The following is a 17,202-nucleotide window of genomic DNA, read 5'->3' as shown; positions in this document are numbered from 1 at the left end:
TGTAATCCAGGAAGGAGGTCCACCATGAAAACGAAAGAATACAGTCCGATATTAAACGTCTTAGGAATGTCTGAAACAGTTCTGTTTAAAGGAAATGAAGTTTCGATAGATGTAAAAGAAGATCCTTCCCGTAATTTAGAGAAAGAACTCATTGCCGATTCTATGGTTGCCATTGGAGTGGCAATTAGAAAGAGAACCTCCAGCGCCTCAGGTGGCGTGAGCGATTACTATCGCTATGGTGTGTTACTTGAAATTCGAAGTATCAAGCGTGAAAACGGCTTTTTTTACATCAATGTTAAAGCATTACAACGCGTGAAAATACTCAATTTTGTACAAATGGATACGGGTATTAAAGCAGAGTATGCAATGAGTGATGTTGAAGTGGATTTACCACAGCAAGCACTCAATGAAATTTTTAATACAATTAAGCAACAAATGATGGAAATCAGTGTTTATACGAAAGGCATTGATTCATTTATTTCCTATGTGGAAAATATCAAGGACATTGAGCAGGTATCGGGGTTGATTCTCCAGTATCTAAATGTCTCAACTGACGATCGTCAACGCGTTTTAGAGGCGAAAACCATGAGTGAAATGGGATTGAGGCTGATTGACACGTTGATTAAACAAAAGGAATTTTATCGATTCCAAAAGGAAGTGGGAGATAAGTTTTCTCAAGAAGCGAATAAAAACTATCGAAAAGCGTTCTTGCGTGAGCAATTGAAGGCGATTCAAGACGAACTGGATGACGAACCACAAAGTCAGAAAAACAAAAAAGAGTATGCGACGCGCATTGATGAGTCTGCTATGCCGCCTGATGTAAAAGAGGTTGCGAAAACAGAATTACTCAAATATGATGCGCTGCCTCAACAAAGTAATGAAAAAAGTGTTGTAGGGAACTATCTTGATTTGCTATTGGCGCTTCCGTGGGAGAAAACTGAAGCTCAAGAAATTGATATTGCCATGGCGAAGACCATCTTAGATGAGGACCACTACGGCCTTAAGGAAGTTAAGGAACGGATTATTCAGCACTTAGCTGTTTTAAAACTCAAAAAAGACAAGCAGGGGACGATTTTGTTGTTGTTAGGGCCTCCGGGAACTGGGAAAACGAGTCTTGGTAGAAGTATTGCGAGAGCGCTCAATCGCCCTTATGTTCGAGTGAGCCTAGGTGGAATGCGAGATGAAGCGGAAATCAGAGGCCATCGTCGTACGTATGTGGCAGCGCTTCCGGGACGAATCATTCAAGGTATGAAGAAAGCTGGTGCGACAAATCCGATCTTTGTCTTAGATGAAATTGATAAACTACAAGTTGGCAACAGTGGTGATCCAGCCAGTGCGCTTCTTGAAGTGCTCGATCCTGAGCAAAATAATACATTTGCAGATCACTATTTAGAGGTACCGTTTGATTTATCAGATGTCTTCTTTATTGCCACTGCAAATTCAGCTAAAACCATTCCGGGGCCATTGCTTGACAGGATGGAAGTAATTGAACTGAGCAGTTATACCAGTTTGGAGAAGTTTCACATTGCCAGTGAACACTTAGTATGTGAAGTGGTCGAAAGTGTTGGATTGACTAAGACGGATCTTCGATTTGAAGATGAAACCATTCGACATTTGATTGAAGACTATACGAGAGAATCCGGTGTACGTGGACTCAAGCGGGTCATGACAACGGTTGCGCGTGTTGTGTCTGAAAAAATAGTCACAGATGAGGTTCAAATACCTTACACCGTCGTCAGTCAACAACTGGATGAACTCATTGGGAAACCACTGGTCAAAACCAATTTAGCGGGTCAGAACAATCCGATTGGCGTGGTTACAGGACTTGCGTGGACGCCAGTTGGAGGCGATATCTTATTTATTGAAGGTGCGTTTATCAAGGGCACTGGGCAGCTCATTTTAACGGGGAATTTGGGAGATGTCATGAAGGAATCTGCAAGAATCGCCTTGAGTTTAGTGAAGTCGAGACTGGGGAAATACGCAGATGACTTTGATTTTGGATCGAAGGATTTGCATCTACATGTGCCATCAGGTGCCATTCAAAAAGACGGCCCTTCTGCTGGAACTGCGCTTTTCTCGGTGATTGCCTCTTTGGTAACGCAATTGAAAGTACCGTCAGATTTGGCGATGACGGGTGAAATTACACTCTCTGGACGTATTTTACCAGTGGGTGGGATTAAAGAAAAAATCATCGCTGCACATCGATCGGGTGTCAACTGGGTCATTTTACCAAAAGAAAATGAACGTGATTTGGAAGATGTACCTGTTGAAGTGAGAGAAGGCTTGCATTTTCAGCTCGTATCCACGATTGAAGAGGTCCTCTATGCCATCTTCGGATTCGATATCATCAATGGTCTTCTCATTCAAGACCCTGTATCAAAAATGCACGGCATCACATCCAGTGGCGAGCGTGAAAATCGATCGGTTCCATTTCATATGAAACCTAATGAATAATTAAAGAGGAGCTTTGCAGAATCTTAACGTTATCCTGCAAATGCTCCTCTATTTTTTTGGATGTTCTAATCTAAGTGGCTAGCAATGATTCGTTATAAAATGATTGACTATATAGTGATTGACTAAAAAGTCGCAGCTTCCATGGTCATGATTTTGAGCACCACTTGGTCCACGGTATCCATAGCCTCTCTTGAGAGAATACCAAGGTTTCGGATGGAGATGTCGGCGTTTTTTCCGATAATTCCATTGCCAGAAGGTGTGATAACGCGGTCGATGGCTAAGAGTGCTGACTGAACAGCTGCTGAAGCAGACGTTGCAAGTTTTAATGAACAACCGAGTTTTGCACCATCACAGATCATTCCAGTGGTGTTGGCAATCATGTTTTGCACAGCACCGTGGATTTGCTCATTGCTACCGCCCATAAGCCATGTAAGGGCTACAGCAGCGCCTGTTCCTGCAGCAACGCCACAACCGCAAAGTGCAGAGAGTCTGCCGATGTTGTGTTTGATGACGCTGTTGACAAGGTGCGAGATGACTGCAGCGCGCGCCATTGAATCTTGAGAGACTTTTTCATGTCGAGAAAATGCCAAGATGGGAAGAAGTGCAGTTAATCCGTTGTTGCCACTGCCGTTGCTGCTCATGACCGGTAAGAGTGCACCGGACATTCTCGCGTCAGATGCGCCTGCTGTGAGCGACATCGCATCGCACATGAGCCCGTGTGTATGATATTTGCTTCTTGTAAGGGTATGGCCGATTTTCATGCCGCATGCATGTGAAATGCCGTATTCTGCGATGGCTTCATTCATGGTGTAGCCTTCGAGTAAAAACTCAATATCTTTAAATGGAAGTTGTTCAGCAACAGAGATAATCTCATCGATGGTCATTTCGTAGACGGGATTATCACAGGTACAAGAAACATCTTGAACAGCTGCTTTATATAAGATGCCTTGAGTGGATTCGAGGTGCGTGAAAAGGTCGTGTCTATCTTGAATAATGGCCTTTCCAAAATGGTCTGGGCAGTTGACAGTGGCTTCAATATAGACTTTTTTTGACGTATCTGCAATCGAAAGTTCAATTTGTTTATTTTGAATCAAGATCATAGCGCGATCAATATCAGATTGGTTGACATTTTTAAATACTTCGAGGCCATTTTGGCTATCGCAAGAAGTGATTCCAAGCGCAATGGCCATCATCAGCCCCACTTGATTGGTTCCAGGAATGCCGACGCCAAGTCCGTTTTTGAGGATATTAGGAGAAACTGCCACTTGAATGTGGATAGAATCGAGTTTTTCCATGATTTGTCCACAACACAATTCTTTTGCCTTTGCAACTGCCAAAGCCACTGCAACGGGTTCTGTACATCCCATAGCCGGTTTGACCTCTGCTTTTAATGTTTCAATCACGCGCTCACTTAATAACATACTGACCATCCTTTATTTGTAAAATGAATAACCTCTGAAAATTAATTTATAGCTTGTTAAAATTATTAAATGCTTTATGGAAATTAAAGCATCATGTTCTGATTTTAAATTTTGCTTGTTCTGATTTATTAGATGCAAACATCGTGCCAATAGAGCTCAAGTAGGGTGAAGTTGAGTGGAAATAGTGTGATATCAATGGATAGAGTCGATTGAATGAAGGGAATAGTGGAAGATTAATCATTCTCAAAATGAGAAAACCGAAGATTTAATCTCAAATTGAGAATTTTGTATCGGGACAATTCGCAATTTGAGACGTAAAAATGATACGATGGTCAAGCACTCTAAGCACAAAATTCAGCAAACTAAGCGATATAATTCAATTAATCAGTTCGATCAATTCGATTAATGAATCGGAATAATTCAATCAATCGAATCAACTCTAACAATTGAATCAATCGACTGATTTCTCAAGATATGATAAAATAAGTAAAAGAGTACCTAAGAATCATCAATGATCAATCATCGACGAACGATGACAAGAGAAAGGATGGAAAACATGGAAAAGAAAGAAGTCAAACTGGTATTTGAAAATACATTTAATGGTGAACTGATAGCGCCAAAAACTTCAATCAATGTTGGAAGTTCAGTGGGGACAGTTGCACCTTATGATATGTTACTCGGCGCACTGGGTTCTTGTTTATACGCCACTTTTCTCGATATCATGCGAAAAAAACGCATTCAATTCGATCACGCCGAGATGGTCATTACAGGCGAAAAGCGAGAAGAAATTCCAACCACACTAAAATGGGTTCATGTTGAAATATCAGTATTTGCGCCAGATAAAGAAGTCGGCGTCGAGCGATCGTTCCAACTTGCGACAGAGTATTGCTCCATCTATCAAACCATTTCACATGTAGCTGAAATGTCATACGCAGTCAACATTTTGCCCAAAACGGACGATGAATCCATGTGTTAGGAAATTTCTATCGTGACAAAACCGATAGATGTGGTAGAAGATCCATCTGATTATTTAGAGAATTCACCTGATTACTTTAAAGAAAGTGTGTGAAATATGGCAAATAACATAAATATAAATAACAATAGTAAGATTACAACGGGTTTTACAGGGCCGAGCCAAAGCTATTACACGGCGATGAACCGTTTTCAGGACATCCTACAAAGTAAACTCGGCATCAATCCAGTCTCTACTGCAACGAGCGCGATTGGTGCAAATACAGCCGTCAACATCTATGAAGGCAATACGGCCAACAGTGTAGAAGCGTATTTTGATGATGTTACTTTACAAAGCGGCGCTTCTGCAGATGCCATCAATGAAAAACTCAAGGGTACAGCCATGGAAGGTCTTGGATCGGCATTTGCAGATGCTGAGCAAAAATATGGCGTCAATGCATGGTTTTTAACCAGTCTTGCCATCCATGAATCCGCCTACGGAACCAGTACAATCGCCAAAGAAAAAAACAATCTCTTTGGTTTTCGCGCGTATGATGCCTCGCCTTTTAAAAGTGCGAAGACGTATTCAAGTCCAGCTGAAAGCGTGGATTCTGTTGCAAAATACCTCTCTGAGAAGTATTTAACAGAAGGGGCTGTCTATTATAACGGCGTGTCTGTCGACAGTATTGGGAAAAAATACGCCACTGATACCAATTGGGCCAATGCGATAAAGAAACATATGGTCAATTTGTTGGTTTCTGAGTAGTAAAGAATTGTTTGAAAGTGTACTTTTTTAAATGAAACCATTGGAGGTATTATGTCAAAAGTTTATTTTAAACGCGTTGAAAATAAAAAGTATCAGCAATTGAGTGATGCAGCGAGAGAGTTGTTGGAAATCCTCGTGAGAGAAGAACAACATGAATTTGCTGGCACAGTTCCCATTAAAGTGCATTTTGGTGAAAAAGGCAACCACACGTACATCCCTTCAAATTGCTATCTTGGCGTAATCGATTATCTCAAGTCAAATAGCATCGAAAGTGCTTATATTGAAACAAACGTTTTGTATAGAGGCTCTAGAACCACGAGAGACAATCACATTGCAACGGCGTTGGCGCATGGATTCAATCAGCTGCCAATCATCATCGCAGATGGCGATCACGGTGAAGCCTATGATGAAATCCCGATCCATCAAACGTATATTGATTCGTGTAAAATTGGCAAGGCATTTTCAGATTACTCGCAGTTTATTGTGATGAGTCATTTTAAAGGGCATGGTTCCGCTGGATTTGGCGGGGCACTCAAGCAGCTTTCCATGGGATTTGGCGCAAGAGGTGGCAAACTCGCACAGCATTCGGGCATCAGTCCTAAAGTGCGCGATAAAAAATGTGTGGCATGCGGTCTGTGTGTGACGAAATGTGATGTGCATGCCATTGAGATGCGTGAAACTGCTTATATACACCCTGAAAAATGCGTGGGCTGTGCAGGTTGTATCGCGATATGTCCAACCGGTGCGATTGTCAATGATTGGAGCAGCAGCAATTTTAAAGAAAAAATGGCAGAGTATGCGTATGGCGCACAACTCGGCAAAGACAACATCTACATCAGTTTTTTAATCAATATTACAGCGGATTGTGACTGTATGGGTCAACATATGGACGAAGTAGCGAAAGACATTGGCGTCTTTATTTCCAAAGATCCAGTGGCAATCGATAGTGCATGTTTAGATATTTTGCAAAAAGAATCTGGCGAATGTTTGTTCAATGACGGTCGTGCCACCATTGTTCACGCAGTAAAAATTGGATTTGGCACAGGTCAATACGAACTAGTAGAGGTATAAAATGGCGAGTGTGCCTAAAAAGAAAAAAAGTGGCTTTATTTTTGAGCCGTCTATTGCGGAGGACCTTCCACTTATGGGGTCACTCGTAGATGTACTTGAAGATGAAGCCTTGATTGAAAGCGTTAGAATTGAGGATGAGGTGATTGAGCCTTGTCATTTTCATAAAATTTGCGTCAAAGAAGTGGTCTTTAAGAATGTGACATTTAAACAGGTGGACTTTACTGGAATTGAACTTGTGGATGTGCGTTTTGAAGGATGTGACTTGTCGAATTCTAATTTTGGACACGCCATTGCGCACAAAGTCATCTTTGATCAATGTAAAATGATGGGGACGAGTTTCAATGACGCCATGTTTAGCAGTGTGAAGATGATCGCATGTCAAGCGAAGTATGGCAATTTTAGATATGCAGAGTTTAAGAACGTCCTAATAGACAAATCTTCACTGGTTTTAAGTGAGTTTCAAGGCGCTGTATTTAATGAGATTCAGTGGGTTGACTGTGATTTGACAGAGTGTCAAATGTCAAACACCAAACTCAGTGGAATGGACTTTAGAACGTGCATCATCGAAGGCCTCGGAACGAGTATCCCCGACCTCTACGGCGCAGTCGTTACGCCACTTCAGGCAGTATCCCTCAGTCGTCTGATGGGAATTGTAGTGAAAGATGAAGGACAGGCGTAAGTGAGAGCGTAAGAAATGGAAGCGATAAAAGAACATAAGAATAAAACCAAAAGTTATTAAGAATTAAAGCGCTTTATGAGTTTAAGGACTATAGTAATTATAATATTCAAATAAAAAGTTTCACGATTTTAATTAATTAAGAATAAAAGAGGAATCGCATGAGAATCACATGTATCACTGTGGGAAAAATCAAAGAAAAATTTTATCAAGACGCTGTGGCAGAATATGCTAAGCGTCTTTCTAAGTATTGTACGCTGTCGTTTGTGGAAGTGGCAGACGAGAAAGCACCTGAGACACTCTCAGATAAAGAGATGGAGCTAATCAAAGACAAAGAAGGCGAACGCATCCTAAGTAAAATAAAGGACTCTCAATACGTCATCACCCTTGAAATTGCCGGCAAACACCTCACTTCTGAAGACTTTTCAGAAAAACTCGCAAACCTCGGCCTCGAAGGCAACTCCGACGTGGTATTCATCATCGGCGGAAGCTTGGGACTATCCGATGCTGTCCTAAAGCGTTCAAACTTTGCACTGTCGTTTTCTAAAATGACCTTTCCGCACCAGATGATGAAAGTCGTGCTGCTAGAACAAGTGTATCGGGGGTTTAGGATTATGAAGGGGGAACCGTATCATAAGTAAGTTAGTGTTGTCGTTTATATAAAATAAAATATGTTTGATAGGGGGAGATCAATGTACTTAAAATATTTGCAAATAGTTAATTATAAAAATTTAAAAGCAACCAAGTTTGATTTTAAAAAAGGTGCAAACACTATTATTGGAGAAAATGATTCCGGTAAATCAAATGCAATGACGGCATTGAGAATATTATTAGACGACTCATATTACTACAGTACTAAAAGATTGAAGGAATCAGACTTCGCAGATTCATTAGATGATTGGAAAGGTCATTGGATTATTATCTCAGCATATTTTGATGAGATTACATATGATGAAAAAAACAATGAAATTTGCAAAGATATGATACCAGATATAGAAAATGAAGATTTTTTAAAATCATTTATTAGATGTGAAGACTATGATTATGGGACAGTCACCTTATTCATTAGACCTCATAAAAATATTAGAAAGAAATTAGCAAACGCAGATTCAGCAGAAGAGTTTGATGAAATTAGAAGTAAGATAAAGCTAACAGACTATGAATTTTCTTATACATCAAGATCTCAAATTGATTTTACAAACAATGAAGAATACAAGAAAATTGTTGGGGATTTGGACGGGAATCAATGTGCTAATCCTGATGAAGACGATGCAGCAATCTTGGGTAGTAGAGTAGATATATTGGAAATATGGAAATATATTTCAGTTGAATTTGTTGATGCATTACGTGACGTTGCTTCTGACTTAAAGAAACCTAAAAATCCAATAAGACGAATTGTTGATACGATAAAATGTGATATATCAGCAGATGATTCTGAAGATATCAAGACTAAAATAAATGAGGTTAATAGAAAAATATCTGATGTTGATCAAATTTCAAGCATTGGGCATCAAATAAATAGAAAACTTAATGAGATGATAGGCATGGTATATTCCCCAGATGTAACTCTACAATCACAGATGAAAGATGATATTGCTGCACTATCAAAGTATTTGACAATGACACCGTCTGACAAGCAGGACATTGATTTGTTAGGTTTGGGGCACCTGAATATGTTATATATTGCTTTGAAGCTAGTTGAATTTGAAGTTAATCGTAATCAGGAATTAATGAATGTAATGATTATCGAAGAACCAGAGGCTCACATACATACCCACATTCAAAAAACACTATTCGCAAATTTGCAAGTTTCAAAAGACTTTACACAAGTTGTAATGACTACACATTCTACGCATTTATCAGAAGTAGCTGAGATTGATAAAGTAAATATTCTTAGAACATGTGGGAATTTTTCGGAAGTTATGCAACCGGCTAATGGATTGAATGAGTTTGGTGAAAATGAGTTCAAGTTAAAGGATGTTACTTTAACTCAATGTCTTGAGAGATATCTAGATGCAAAGCGCTCAGTGTTACTCTTTTCAAAAGGGATAATATTGGTTGAAGGTGATGGAGAAGAAATACTTATACCGACATTGGTGAAAGAAGTTATGGGAGTATCTCTGGATGAACTTGGGATTGGTTTAATTAATGTTGGAAGTGTTGCATTTGAAAATGTTGCATGCATTTTCCATGAACAAAGACTTAAAAGGTATTGCGCTATTATTACTGATTTGGATCAAGTTATAGCTGGTGCTGAAAAGTGTAGTGTTGAAGCAGCTAAAAGAGGTAAATCTAGACAAGAAAAACTGGATAGGTTGTTTGGTTATAATGAGTTTGTTGATATGTTCTACGCACCTCATACATTAGAAGTTGACTTTGCTAATGAAGAAAAAAACCGTAATTTCATTGAAAAAGTAATTGATCTGCATTATACAGATCAAGCTACTATTGATAAGCATAAAGCAAATTTATCTGGGGAAAGTAGTTCAAGATATGACTCGATACTTACCCTAGCAAAAAGCATGGGTAAAGGATGGTATGCTACAGTTTTGGCAAATACTATTTCAGCAGCTGCAATAATTCCATCATATATCCTAGAGGCAATTGCTTTTGCATGCCAAGAAATTATCAATCAAGATATTATACTGAAAATGGCAAAATATTCGCTGTATGAATACAAGGAATCTTCTAAAATCAAGTCTCTTGTTGAAGTGTATTGTAATATTAAAAATGATGATGATAAGAGGGATTTCATAAATGAGTTTTGCTCTAAATTACCGAATGATGTAGTTACAATTTTTATAAGTATGGTGAAGAAATATGGGATATGAATTTCTGAATGATTTAAATGATATTCAAAAATCTGTATGCGAAAGTGATGAAAATTTTATTTTGACCGCATGTCCTGGTAGTGGAAAGACAAGAACAATAACCTATAGATTAGCTTTTTTAGTTACCCAATATCCAGAATCAAAGCTACTTAATATTGCGATGACATATACAAACAGGGCGGCTATTGAAATCGAAAAAAGATTGATAGAAATGGATATAGATACCAAAGAAATTTGGTCTGGAACAATACATCAATTTTGTATGAAATATATTATTAGGCCATATTCAATGTATCATAGTAAGTTAAGTAAGGGATATAAGGTTATTGACGAATATGTAAAAGAGAAGTATGTAACAGAAATTGCCGATAGTCTAGGCATTAAAGGATATATAAATGATCTATATGATAATGATACAGTAATGTCTAGGTATTGTGAGTTCATTGAGGATAAGAAAGAAATTGATTTTGATAAAATACTGGAATATTCATTAGAGTTAGTAGAACAAAAAGAATTCATTGCTTCTAACATCTCACGATTAATAAGAAGTATACATGTAGACGAATATCAAGATACCAATGAAAAACAATATCAAATATTGTCATCGATCATAAAAGCAAACAATAAAATAAATATACTATTTGTTGGAGATGTAAATCAGGCAATATATAGGGGATTGGGAGGAGTTGCAAAAACCCCTGAGGAGATTAGAGATTTATTTCCTGTTATGTTTAAAGAGTGCTGTTTACATGGATGTTATAGATCCACTCAAAGAGTTGTAGATTATTATGTGAATTACGAGGTTGAATCTACAGGTGTAACATCAGTTTCACAGATTAAATCTGAAATCGGCAAAATATGTTATGAAGCAAATATAGATAAAGATGATTTGGCTAGACATATTTCGGAGATAATAAAAGATGAATTGAAAAAAGATATATCTGAAAGTGAAATATGTATAGTTGCCCCACAGTGGTATCAAATATTTCCAATGGCGAATAAATTACGTGAATTATTACCAGAATGCAATTTTGATGCTCCGGATATTACCCCTATTAAATATGATCCGTTAAATGTTTTTTTTCTTATTGCAAACCTATTATTCACTCAAAAATCTGGTCATCAATTGAATAATCCGCACTAAATTGATCCACCTGTCCGATATAATTGAGCCATCATTCCGTTTTAGATTGAGCCACCATTCCGTTGTGTGAGCCATTTGAAATAAAACCTTTATACTGTAATCATACATCCAAAAGATGTAAATACATGTAAAGGAGGTCATTTAATGACCGATTATAATGAAATTCTGAGACTTAAAAGTCTTGGGTTTAGTGAGCGAAATATTGCGCTCAGCTGTTCTTGTTCGCGCAACACAGTCGCAAAAATAGTTAAAAAAGCGACCGAATTAGGTGTCCAGTGGACAAAGAGTAACACAAGAACCAACCATGAGTGGCAAACATTACTTTTCCCTGCTCAGAAAGAGCCTCATGGCAAGCGCCAACCCAACTATGCGTACATCCGAGGCGAACTGCTTAAAAACGGTGTAAGCAAGAAGTTGCTTTGGGCTGAGTACATGGAAGAATGCAGACTTAGCGGTGAAACACCACTCATGTACTCTCAGTTTTGTCGTTACCTTCAAGAGGATGAACAAAAGCGTCGTGCAACTATGCATATTAGTCGAAAACCTGGAGAACAAGTCGAGGTAGATTGGGCTGGTGATCCAGCCAAAATAATTGATCCCGATACCGGCGAAGTCATAGATGCATATCTTTTTGTTAGTGTCATGACTTATAGTCAATACGCGTATGTTGAAGCCTTCATCAATGAAAAGCAACGTGCTTGGATAACGGCCCATGTTCATATGTACAACTACTTTGGTGGTGTTACTAAGATTCTAGTTCCAGATAATTGCAAAACAGCGGTAGTTCACACCAAAGATTGGTACACGCCAAAACTCAATGCCACGTATCATGAAATGGCTGAACATTATGGTACTGCAATCATTCCAGCAAGGGTTAGAAAACCGAAAGACAAAGCAAATGTCGAGGGTACCGTTGGTAACATTTCTACTTGGATTACAGCTGCTTTAAGAAATGAACAGTTCTTCACTTTAGTGGAACTCAATGCTGCGATTAAAGAAAAACTTGAGATTTTTAACTCAAAGGATTTCCAAAAGAAAGAAGGCAGCAGGTGGAGTCTCTTCCACTACGAAGAGTTGCCTTTCCTAAGCCCACTACCCACTACCTCTTACGAACTGGCAGACTGGAAACAAGCCACCGTTCAGTTTAATTATCACATATCTTTGGATGGAATGCTATATTCCGTTCCGTATGAGTATATCAAACGTAAAGTAGATGTGCGGGTAACAGATAGAGTCATCGAAATCTTTTACAATCATAACCGTATTGCCTCCCACAAGCGACTTTATGGACGCAAGGGTCAATACAGTACCATCTTGGAGCATATGCCTCTAGATCATCAAAAGTATCTTGAATGGAATGGCGATCGCTTTAGAAAATGGGCCGAACAAATTGGCACACATACACATAAAGTTATCAGCGCTATTCTTGCCTCCAGTCGCGTGGAGCAACAAACCTATAAAAGCTGCATGGGATTACTCAGGCTAGCCGAGAGACATTCTGAAGAAAGCCTTGAAGCAGCTTGTGAAAAAGCTTTGAGTTATACTTCGAGTCCAAGTTACAAGAGTATCAAAAATATTCTTGCCGCTAGGATACTTGATAAGCCAAAGCCTATACCTGAGCAGATCGTAAAGAACAAATTCGGTGTAACACGCGGATCTAACTACTATGGAGGTAAAAATAATGATAAATAATTCGACTATTGATAAACTTATAGAAATGCGATTAACCGCAATGGCAGATGCTTATCGTCAACAAATTACCGATCCTCAAATGAAAGATATTGATTTTGAAGATCGTATTGGAATGATGGTTGATATTGAGTACACAAGAAGGAAAAATAATCGACTGTATCGTTTGATAAAAAATGCAGAGTTTGAACAACCCGGCGCAAGTATCGTAGATATTAATTATTCCTCAGGTCGAAAAATCAACAAAGACTTGATTAAACGTCTTGCAACTTGTGAGTATATAGCTGAATTTAGAAATATATTTATAACAGGTGCGACTGGAAGTGGCAAAACATATCTTGCTAATGCTTTTGGCATGGAAGCCTGTAAACATAAGTTTAAAACACAATATGTGCGACTTCCTGACTTACTTCTTGATCTTGAACATTCAAGAAACGAAGGTACCTATAAAAAAGTAATGGCAAAATATTCTAATCCTTTGCTGCTGATTATTGATGAATGGTTGCTATTAAAACCTACAGCTACGGAAGCAAAAGACATATTTGAACTTTTGCACAGAAGAAGAAAACACTCATCTACAATCTTCTGTTCACAATACCGACACGAAGGTTGGTATGATCAACTTGGTGGAGATGATTCACCTTTAGCAGATGCAATACTAGATCGCATCGTACATGATTCATACAAGATAAACATCGAAAGTGTAGACCCTACAAAAGATTTATCCATGCGAGAAGTCTATGGTCTAGATAAACGATTAAGCGAATAACTAAAAACTCGCTGGTGGCTCAATGGTTCCGGACAAGTGGCTCACGCCACACCGGAACTGAGGCTCCACCGAATAGGAATATTCACATCAATATTTGAGGAGAAAGATTGCAGATGAGATTATTACAATTATCACTAATGATTATGATATTGGAATTAAGGAATATATAGGAAAACTTGAAATTCTAAAAGCAGTTAATGCAACTTCGATAAGTATGGAAGATGGTATCCAAACATTAAAGGATGCAATAGGAAATGTTTTTACAATTATGGGAGTTAGATTGGAAGATGAGTTAGCAATTTTATATGGTGAATTTTTTGAGAAAATCGAAAAAAAAATTGATAAACATAAGTTGGATTATAGTTTTAATGCAATTGTTAAGAGCTTTGAAGATGAAAATGGGATTGTGATAAACACAATTCATGGAATTAAAGGTGAAGAATATATTACTGTAATTGCTTTCGATTTATTAAATGGTCATCTACCGCATTGGAATTACATATATAATCCTGATATGAAGCCTTTGAGGATAGAAGATACAAATAAGCTTCTTTACGTATTGTGCTCACGAGCAAAAAAAAATATTTATCTCTTTTCTGAGATGGGACGATATACAAATAAAGGTTGGGAACTGACTGCAACAAATGAATTATCTGAATGTTGTTTTGAGTACGATCAAATTGTCTAATAATTTAGAAGACTAACTAAATATATAGATCAGGTATAAACTATTTATGGGAGGTTCCTATGTTTGTTACATTTGATGGACCCAATGGGGCAGGAAAAACGACTGTTATTAAAAAATTGGAAAAATACTTAATCTCAATGAAAAAGCTAGTTTATGTTACAAAGGAACCAACTGATACTGAGATTGGGAAATATATACGAGATTCTGAGGAGAGTTATTCATCGTATACACTTGCAAATTTGGTTACAGCTGATAGACACAATCATATTAAGTCTGAAATTTTACCCAATTTAAAAAAAGGATACATAGTTTTGTGTGATAGATATATAGCCTCTTCATTGATATTGCAGTGTTTAGATGGACTGAGCATGATAGAGGTGATGAATATAAATACAGGAATATTGAAACCTGACTTATCTGTGATTATTCATGCAAATGAAAAGACAATTATTGAGAGGCTATCAAATAGATCGTCATTAACAAGGTTCGAAAGAGATTTTAACAGTAAACGTGAAATAGAATTGTCGTTTAGTGCTGGTAAGTTCCTAAAAGAATTAGATTATAATATTGAATATGTTGATACAGAAGAGTGCCTTGAAAATAACATTAAAAAAATAGGATCAATTATTTTAAAGGAACATGATTTTTCAATAGGGGGATTATAAAATGAAGGTTGTGTTGATTAATTCACCAATATATGATCACTTTGAAACAGAAATGGCTGGTAATGAGTATTTACCTCCTTTTGGTCTAGGTTATTTGGCTACTAAAATTAAAGAAGAAAATTGGGATGTAACTATTTTAGACACAATACAATTAGGTCTTAATATTAATCAGATTTTGAAGAGATTGCATGAAATAGAACCGGATATCATTGGAATCAATATTTTTTCCGTTAATATTTCGATAGTTAAAAGCATAGTTGAATCATATAATGCGAAAGCAAAGTTTATTATTGGTGGACAATGCACTAAGTTTATTTATAAAGAAATCATAAAATGGGATACAATTAATGACTTAGTTGTGATTATAGGTGAAGGAGACTTAATTATTAGTGATGTAATAACAGATAGGGTTTCTGAATCACCTTTATGTGAAAGCACAGGAAGAAAAGTATTCCAAGTAGATAGCAAATCAAATTATTTTCCAGAGAATATTAATATTTTACCACTAAATAGAAGATTACTAAATGAGAATTATGTGGTAAATCACTTTGGTTTGAAAGAAAGGTCAATAGTTACATCAAGAGGATGCATTTATAACTGTGCTTTTTGCGGAGCGGCAAAAAGCTTAAATCCAAATAGTAAAATAAGACTAAAGGACAAGTCCGTGATTATATCAGAAATAAGCGATCTAGTGCGAACAGATTCAACTATTCAATGCATTAGGGTTTTGGACGATTTGTTTTTGAGAAGTCAACAATCGATTCAAGATGCTATTGAAATATTTAGTCAATTTGATGTTTTTTGGAGAGCTATGGCACATATCAAAACATTTGAAAACACACCAAAAGAAATTCTCATAGAAATGAAAAATAGTGGTTGTAAAGAATTGTTTATTGGAATTGAATCTGGATCTGAAAAAGTTAGGAAAATGATAAATAAATCAGGAACAGTGGATGAGATAATAAATACAACAAGAAAAATATTAAAATGCGGAATTGACATTAAAGGTTATTTTATTTTTGGATTTCCTATGGAGTCTAAAAGAGATATGGAATTGAGCTTAAATCTTGCAACTTCTATATATGAATATTCGCAAAATGCTGATGGAAACTTTAGATCAAGTGTTTTTCAATTTAGACCCTACCATGGAACAGCATTATTTAATGAGTTTGTTAAAACAGGTATAGATTTAGATTACCAAGAAAATAAGGTTTTATCCTCTGTGATGGATAGAGGAAATTTCAATATACATACTAAAAATTACAGTAGATGTGACGATAATATATTGTATGAGTTTATTTATAAAACCAGTAAACTTGGAGGAATAAATGATCAAAGAGATAATGAATTGTAGTATGTGTAATATGTGTAATAATCAGAGACCATTATTAGATAAGGTTGAAGAATGTGATGTAATGTGGGTGGGACTTTCAGCTAAAAAGGTTGAAGATGTATTTGATGAAATACCTTTGTCTGTAACTACTATATCTGGAAAACTTATTAATGAAATGGAGTCGGAAGTACAAGGATGTAAATTCTACAAAACTAATGTAGTAAAATGTTTGCCATTAAATAGTAATGGTAAATTAAGATATCCAACGAAGAAGGAAATGGATCTTTGTATTGTCAATCTAAAGAAAGAAATTGAGTTACTTGAGCCTAAAGTGATTATATTGTTGGGAAAAAATGTAATTGAGTCAGTTGAAAAAAGCATGAAAATTGTATTTGATAAATTCGATGACTATGAGTATAAAATATATAAGCATGGGGAGTATAGTTTTTTACCTATTCATCATCCTTCATATATTAGTGTTTATAAAAGAAAAAATAAAGAAACCTATGTTGATGCTGTTAAAAATATAATTTTATCATCAATTTAAGTAGTGCAAGAATGTATTATTAATTGATTATTTGAAAATTTTGATATTGTAAAAAGGTAAAGGGTTAAAAATTAGATTATAAAATCTAATGTCTTTTAGTAGTATTTGTGAAGTTGACTCAGTGGATATATAAATGAACTTAATTAAGTAGGTTATTTAATGGTTAAATTTGGTGCTTATATTTTTTGACACTCCCC

At 36.8% G+C, this 17,202-nt stretch carries 15 protein-coding genes; 14 read left to right on the top strand and 1 reads right to left on the bottom strand.

The window, feature by feature from the left end; genetic code table 11:
* The first annotated feature begins 24 nt into the window (after positions 1–24).
* Entirely contained in the window at positions 25–2,454 is a 2,430-nt protein-coding gene (gene lon / locus ACZ41W_RS10080; RefSeq protein WP_464311853.1) for an endopeptidase La, read from the top strand.
* Between the two features lie 122 nt (positions 2,455–2,576).
* Here the strand turns inward: lon and ACZ41W_RS10075 are convergent, their stop codons facing one another.
* Positions 2,577–3,875: an L-cysteine desulfidase family protein gene (locus tag ACZ41W_RS10075; protein ID WP_464311852.1), complete on the bottom strand. Its 1,299-nt coding sequence runs from the start codon at positions 3,873–3,875 to the stop codon at positions 2,577–2,579.
* Between the two features lie 556 nt (positions 3,876–4,431).
* Between ACZ41W_RS10075 and ACZ41W_RS10070 the strand changes: the two genes are divergently transcribed.
* The 13 genes from ACZ41W_RS10070 to ACZ41W_RS10010 all read left to right on the top strand — a co-directional run bounded on the left by ACZ41W_RS10070 (position 4,432) and on the right by ACZ41W_RS10010 (position 17,005).
* Complete coding sequence (locus ACZ41W_RS10070) at positions 4,432–4,851, top strand: OsmC family protein (protein ID WP_464311851.1); 420 nt, start codon at positions 4,432–4,434, stop codon at positions 4,849–4,851.
* A gap of 96 nt (positions 4,852–4,947) precedes the next feature.
* The gene (locus tag ACZ41W_RS10065; protein ID WP_464311850.1) at positions 4,948–5,592 is read left to right on the top strand and encodes a glucosaminidase domain-containing protein; all 645 of its coding nucleotides are present in this window, start codon (positions 4,948–4,950) and stop codon (positions 5,590–5,592) included.
* 51 nt (positions 5,593–5,643) lie between these two features.
* The gene (locus tag ACZ41W_RS10060) at positions 5,644–6,663 is read left to right on the top strand and encodes a DUF362 domain-containing protein (RefSeq protein WP_464311849.1); all 1,020 of its coding nucleotides are present in this window, start codon (positions 5,644–5,646) and stop codon (positions 6,661–6,663) included.
* Between the two features lies 1 nt (position 6,664).
* Positions 6,665–7,342: a pentapeptide repeat-containing protein gene (locus ACZ41W_RS10055; protein ID WP_464311848.1), complete on the top strand. Its 678-nt coding sequence runs from the start codon at positions 6,665–6,667 to the stop codon at positions 7,340–7,342.
* Positions 7,343–7,500: 158 nt separating this feature from the next.
* Complete coding sequence (gene rlmH, locus ACZ41W_RS10050; RefSeq protein ID WP_464311847.1) at positions 7,501–7,980, top strand: 23S rRNA (pseudouridine(1915)-N(3))-methyltransferase RlmH; 480 nt, start codon at positions 7,501–7,503, stop codon at positions 7,978–7,980.
* Positions 7,981–8,031: 51 nt separating this feature from the next.
* The gene (locus ACZ41W_RS10045; protein ID WP_464311846.1) at positions 8,032–10,170 is read left to right on the top strand and encodes an ATP-dependent nuclease; all 2,139 of its coding nucleotides are present in this window, start codon (positions 8,032–8,034) and stop codon (positions 10,168–10,170) included.
* Complete coding sequence (locus ACZ41W_RS10040) at positions 10,160–11,314, top strand: UvrD-helicase domain-containing protein (RefSeq protein WP_464311845.1); 1,155 nt, start codon at positions 10,160–10,162, stop codon at positions 11,312–11,314. The genes ACZ41W_RS10045 and ACZ41W_RS10040 overlap by 11 nt, the downstream gene beginning before the upstream one ends.
* 144 nt (positions 11,315–11,458) lie before the next feature.
* Positions 11,459–13,006, top strand: a complete 1,548-nt coding sequence (istA, locus tag ACZ41W_RS10035; protein ID WP_464311844.1) for an IS21 family transposase — start codon at positions 11,459–11,461, stop codon at positions 13,004–13,006.
* The gene (istB, locus tag ACZ41W_RS10030) at positions 12,996–13,772 is read left to right on the top strand and encodes an IS21-like element helper ATPase IstB (protein WP_464311843.1); all 777 of its coding nucleotides are present in this window, start codon (positions 12,996–12,998) and stop codon (positions 13,770–13,772) included. The genes istA and istB overlap by 11 nt, the downstream gene beginning before the upstream one ends.
* Before the next feature lie 94 nt (positions 13,773–13,866).
* Positions 13,867–14,460 carry a 3'-5' exonuclease gene (locus ACZ41W_RS10025; RefSeq protein ID WP_464311842.1) on the top strand — a complete coding sequence of 198 codons (594 nt, stop codon included), beginning with the start codon at positions 13,867–13,869 and terminating at the stop codon, positions 14,458–14,460.
* 59 nt (positions 14,461–14,519) lie between these two features.
* Entirely contained in the window at positions 14,520–15,125 is a 606-nt protein-coding gene (gene tmk / locus ACZ41W_RS10020) for a dTMP kinase (RefSeq protein ID WP_464311841.1), read from the top strand.
* Position 15,126: 1 nt separating this feature from the next.
* Positions 15,127–16,479: a B12-binding domain-containing radical SAM protein gene (locus tag ACZ41W_RS10015; protein ID WP_464311840.1), complete on the top strand. Its 1,353-nt coding sequence runs from the start codon at positions 15,127–15,129 to the stop codon at positions 16,477–16,479.
* Positions 16,454–17,005, top strand: a complete 552-nt coding sequence (locus ACZ41W_RS10010; RefSeq protein ID WP_464311839.1) for a uracil-DNA glycosylase family protein — start codon at positions 16,454–16,456, stop codon at positions 17,003–17,005. The genes ACZ41W_RS10015 and ACZ41W_RS10010 overlap by 26 nt, the downstream gene beginning before the upstream one ends.
* The last annotated feature ends 197 nt before the right edge of the window (positions 17,006–17,202 follow it).

The sequence above is a fragment of the Fusibacter fontis genome, from assembly GCF_055378735.1.
This window is presented reverse-complemented; position numbering and strand designations above follow the sequence as displayed.

What these genes read in the sequence shown, in the direction of transcription:
- ACZ41W_RS10045 (WP_464311846.1), top strand. Translation starts at nt 8,032, where the DNA reads ATGTACTTAAAATATTTGCAAATAGTTAATTATAAAAATTTAAAAGCA.
- istB (WP_464311843.1), top strand. Translation starts at nt 12,996, where the DNA reads ATGATAAATAATTCGACTATTGATAAACTTATAGAAATGCGATTAACC.
- ACZ41W_RS10040 (WP_464311845.1), top strand. Translation starts at nt 10,160, where the DNA reads ATGGGATATGAATTTCTGAATGATTTAAATGATATTCAAAAATCTGTA.
- ACZ41W_RS10010 (WP_464311839.1), top strand. Translation starts at nt 16,454, where the DNA reads ATGATCAAAGAGATAATGAATTGTAGTATGTGTAATATGTGTAATAAT.
- ACZ41W_RS10065 (WP_464311850.1), top strand. Translation starts at nt 4,948, where the DNA reads ATGGCAAATAACATAAATATAAATAACAATAGTAAGATTACAACGGGT.
- ACZ41W_RS10075 (WP_464311852.1), bottom strand. Translation starts at nt 3,875, where the DNA reads ATGTTATTAAGTGAGCGCGTGATTGAAACATTAAAAGCAGAGGTCAAA.
- lon (WP_464311853.1), top strand. Translation starts at nt 25, where the DNA reads ATGAAAACGAAAGAATACAGTCCGATATTAAACGTCTTAGGAATGTCT.
- ACZ41W_RS10055 (WP_464311848.1), top strand. Translation starts at nt 6,665, where the DNA reads ATGGCGAGTGTGCCTAAAAAGAAAAAAAGTGGCTTTATTTTTGAGCCG.
- rlmH (WP_464311847.1), top strand. Translation starts at nt 7,501, where the DNA reads ATGAGAATCACATGTATCACTGTGGGAAAAATCAAAGAAAAATTTTAT.
- tmk (WP_464311841.1), top strand. Translation starts at nt 14,520, where the DNA reads ATGTTTGTTACATTTGATGGACCCAATGGGGCAGGAAAAACGACTGTT.
- ACZ41W_RS10015 (WP_464311840.1), top strand. Translation starts at nt 15,127, where the DNA reads ATGAAGGTTGTGTTGATTAATTCACCAATATATGATCACTTTGAAACA.
- ACZ41W_RS10070 (WP_464311851.1), top strand. Translation starts at nt 4,432, where the DNA reads ATGGAAAAGAAAGAAGTCAAACTGGTATTTGAAAATACATTTAATGGT.
- ACZ41W_RS10060 (WP_464311849.1), top strand. Translation starts at nt 5,644, where the DNA reads ATGTCAAAAGTTTATTTTAAACGCGTTGAAAATAAAAAGTATCAGCAA.
- istA (WP_464311844.1), top strand. Translation starts at nt 11,459, where the DNA reads ATGACCGATTATAATGAAATTCTGAGACTTAAAAGTCTTGGGTTTAGT.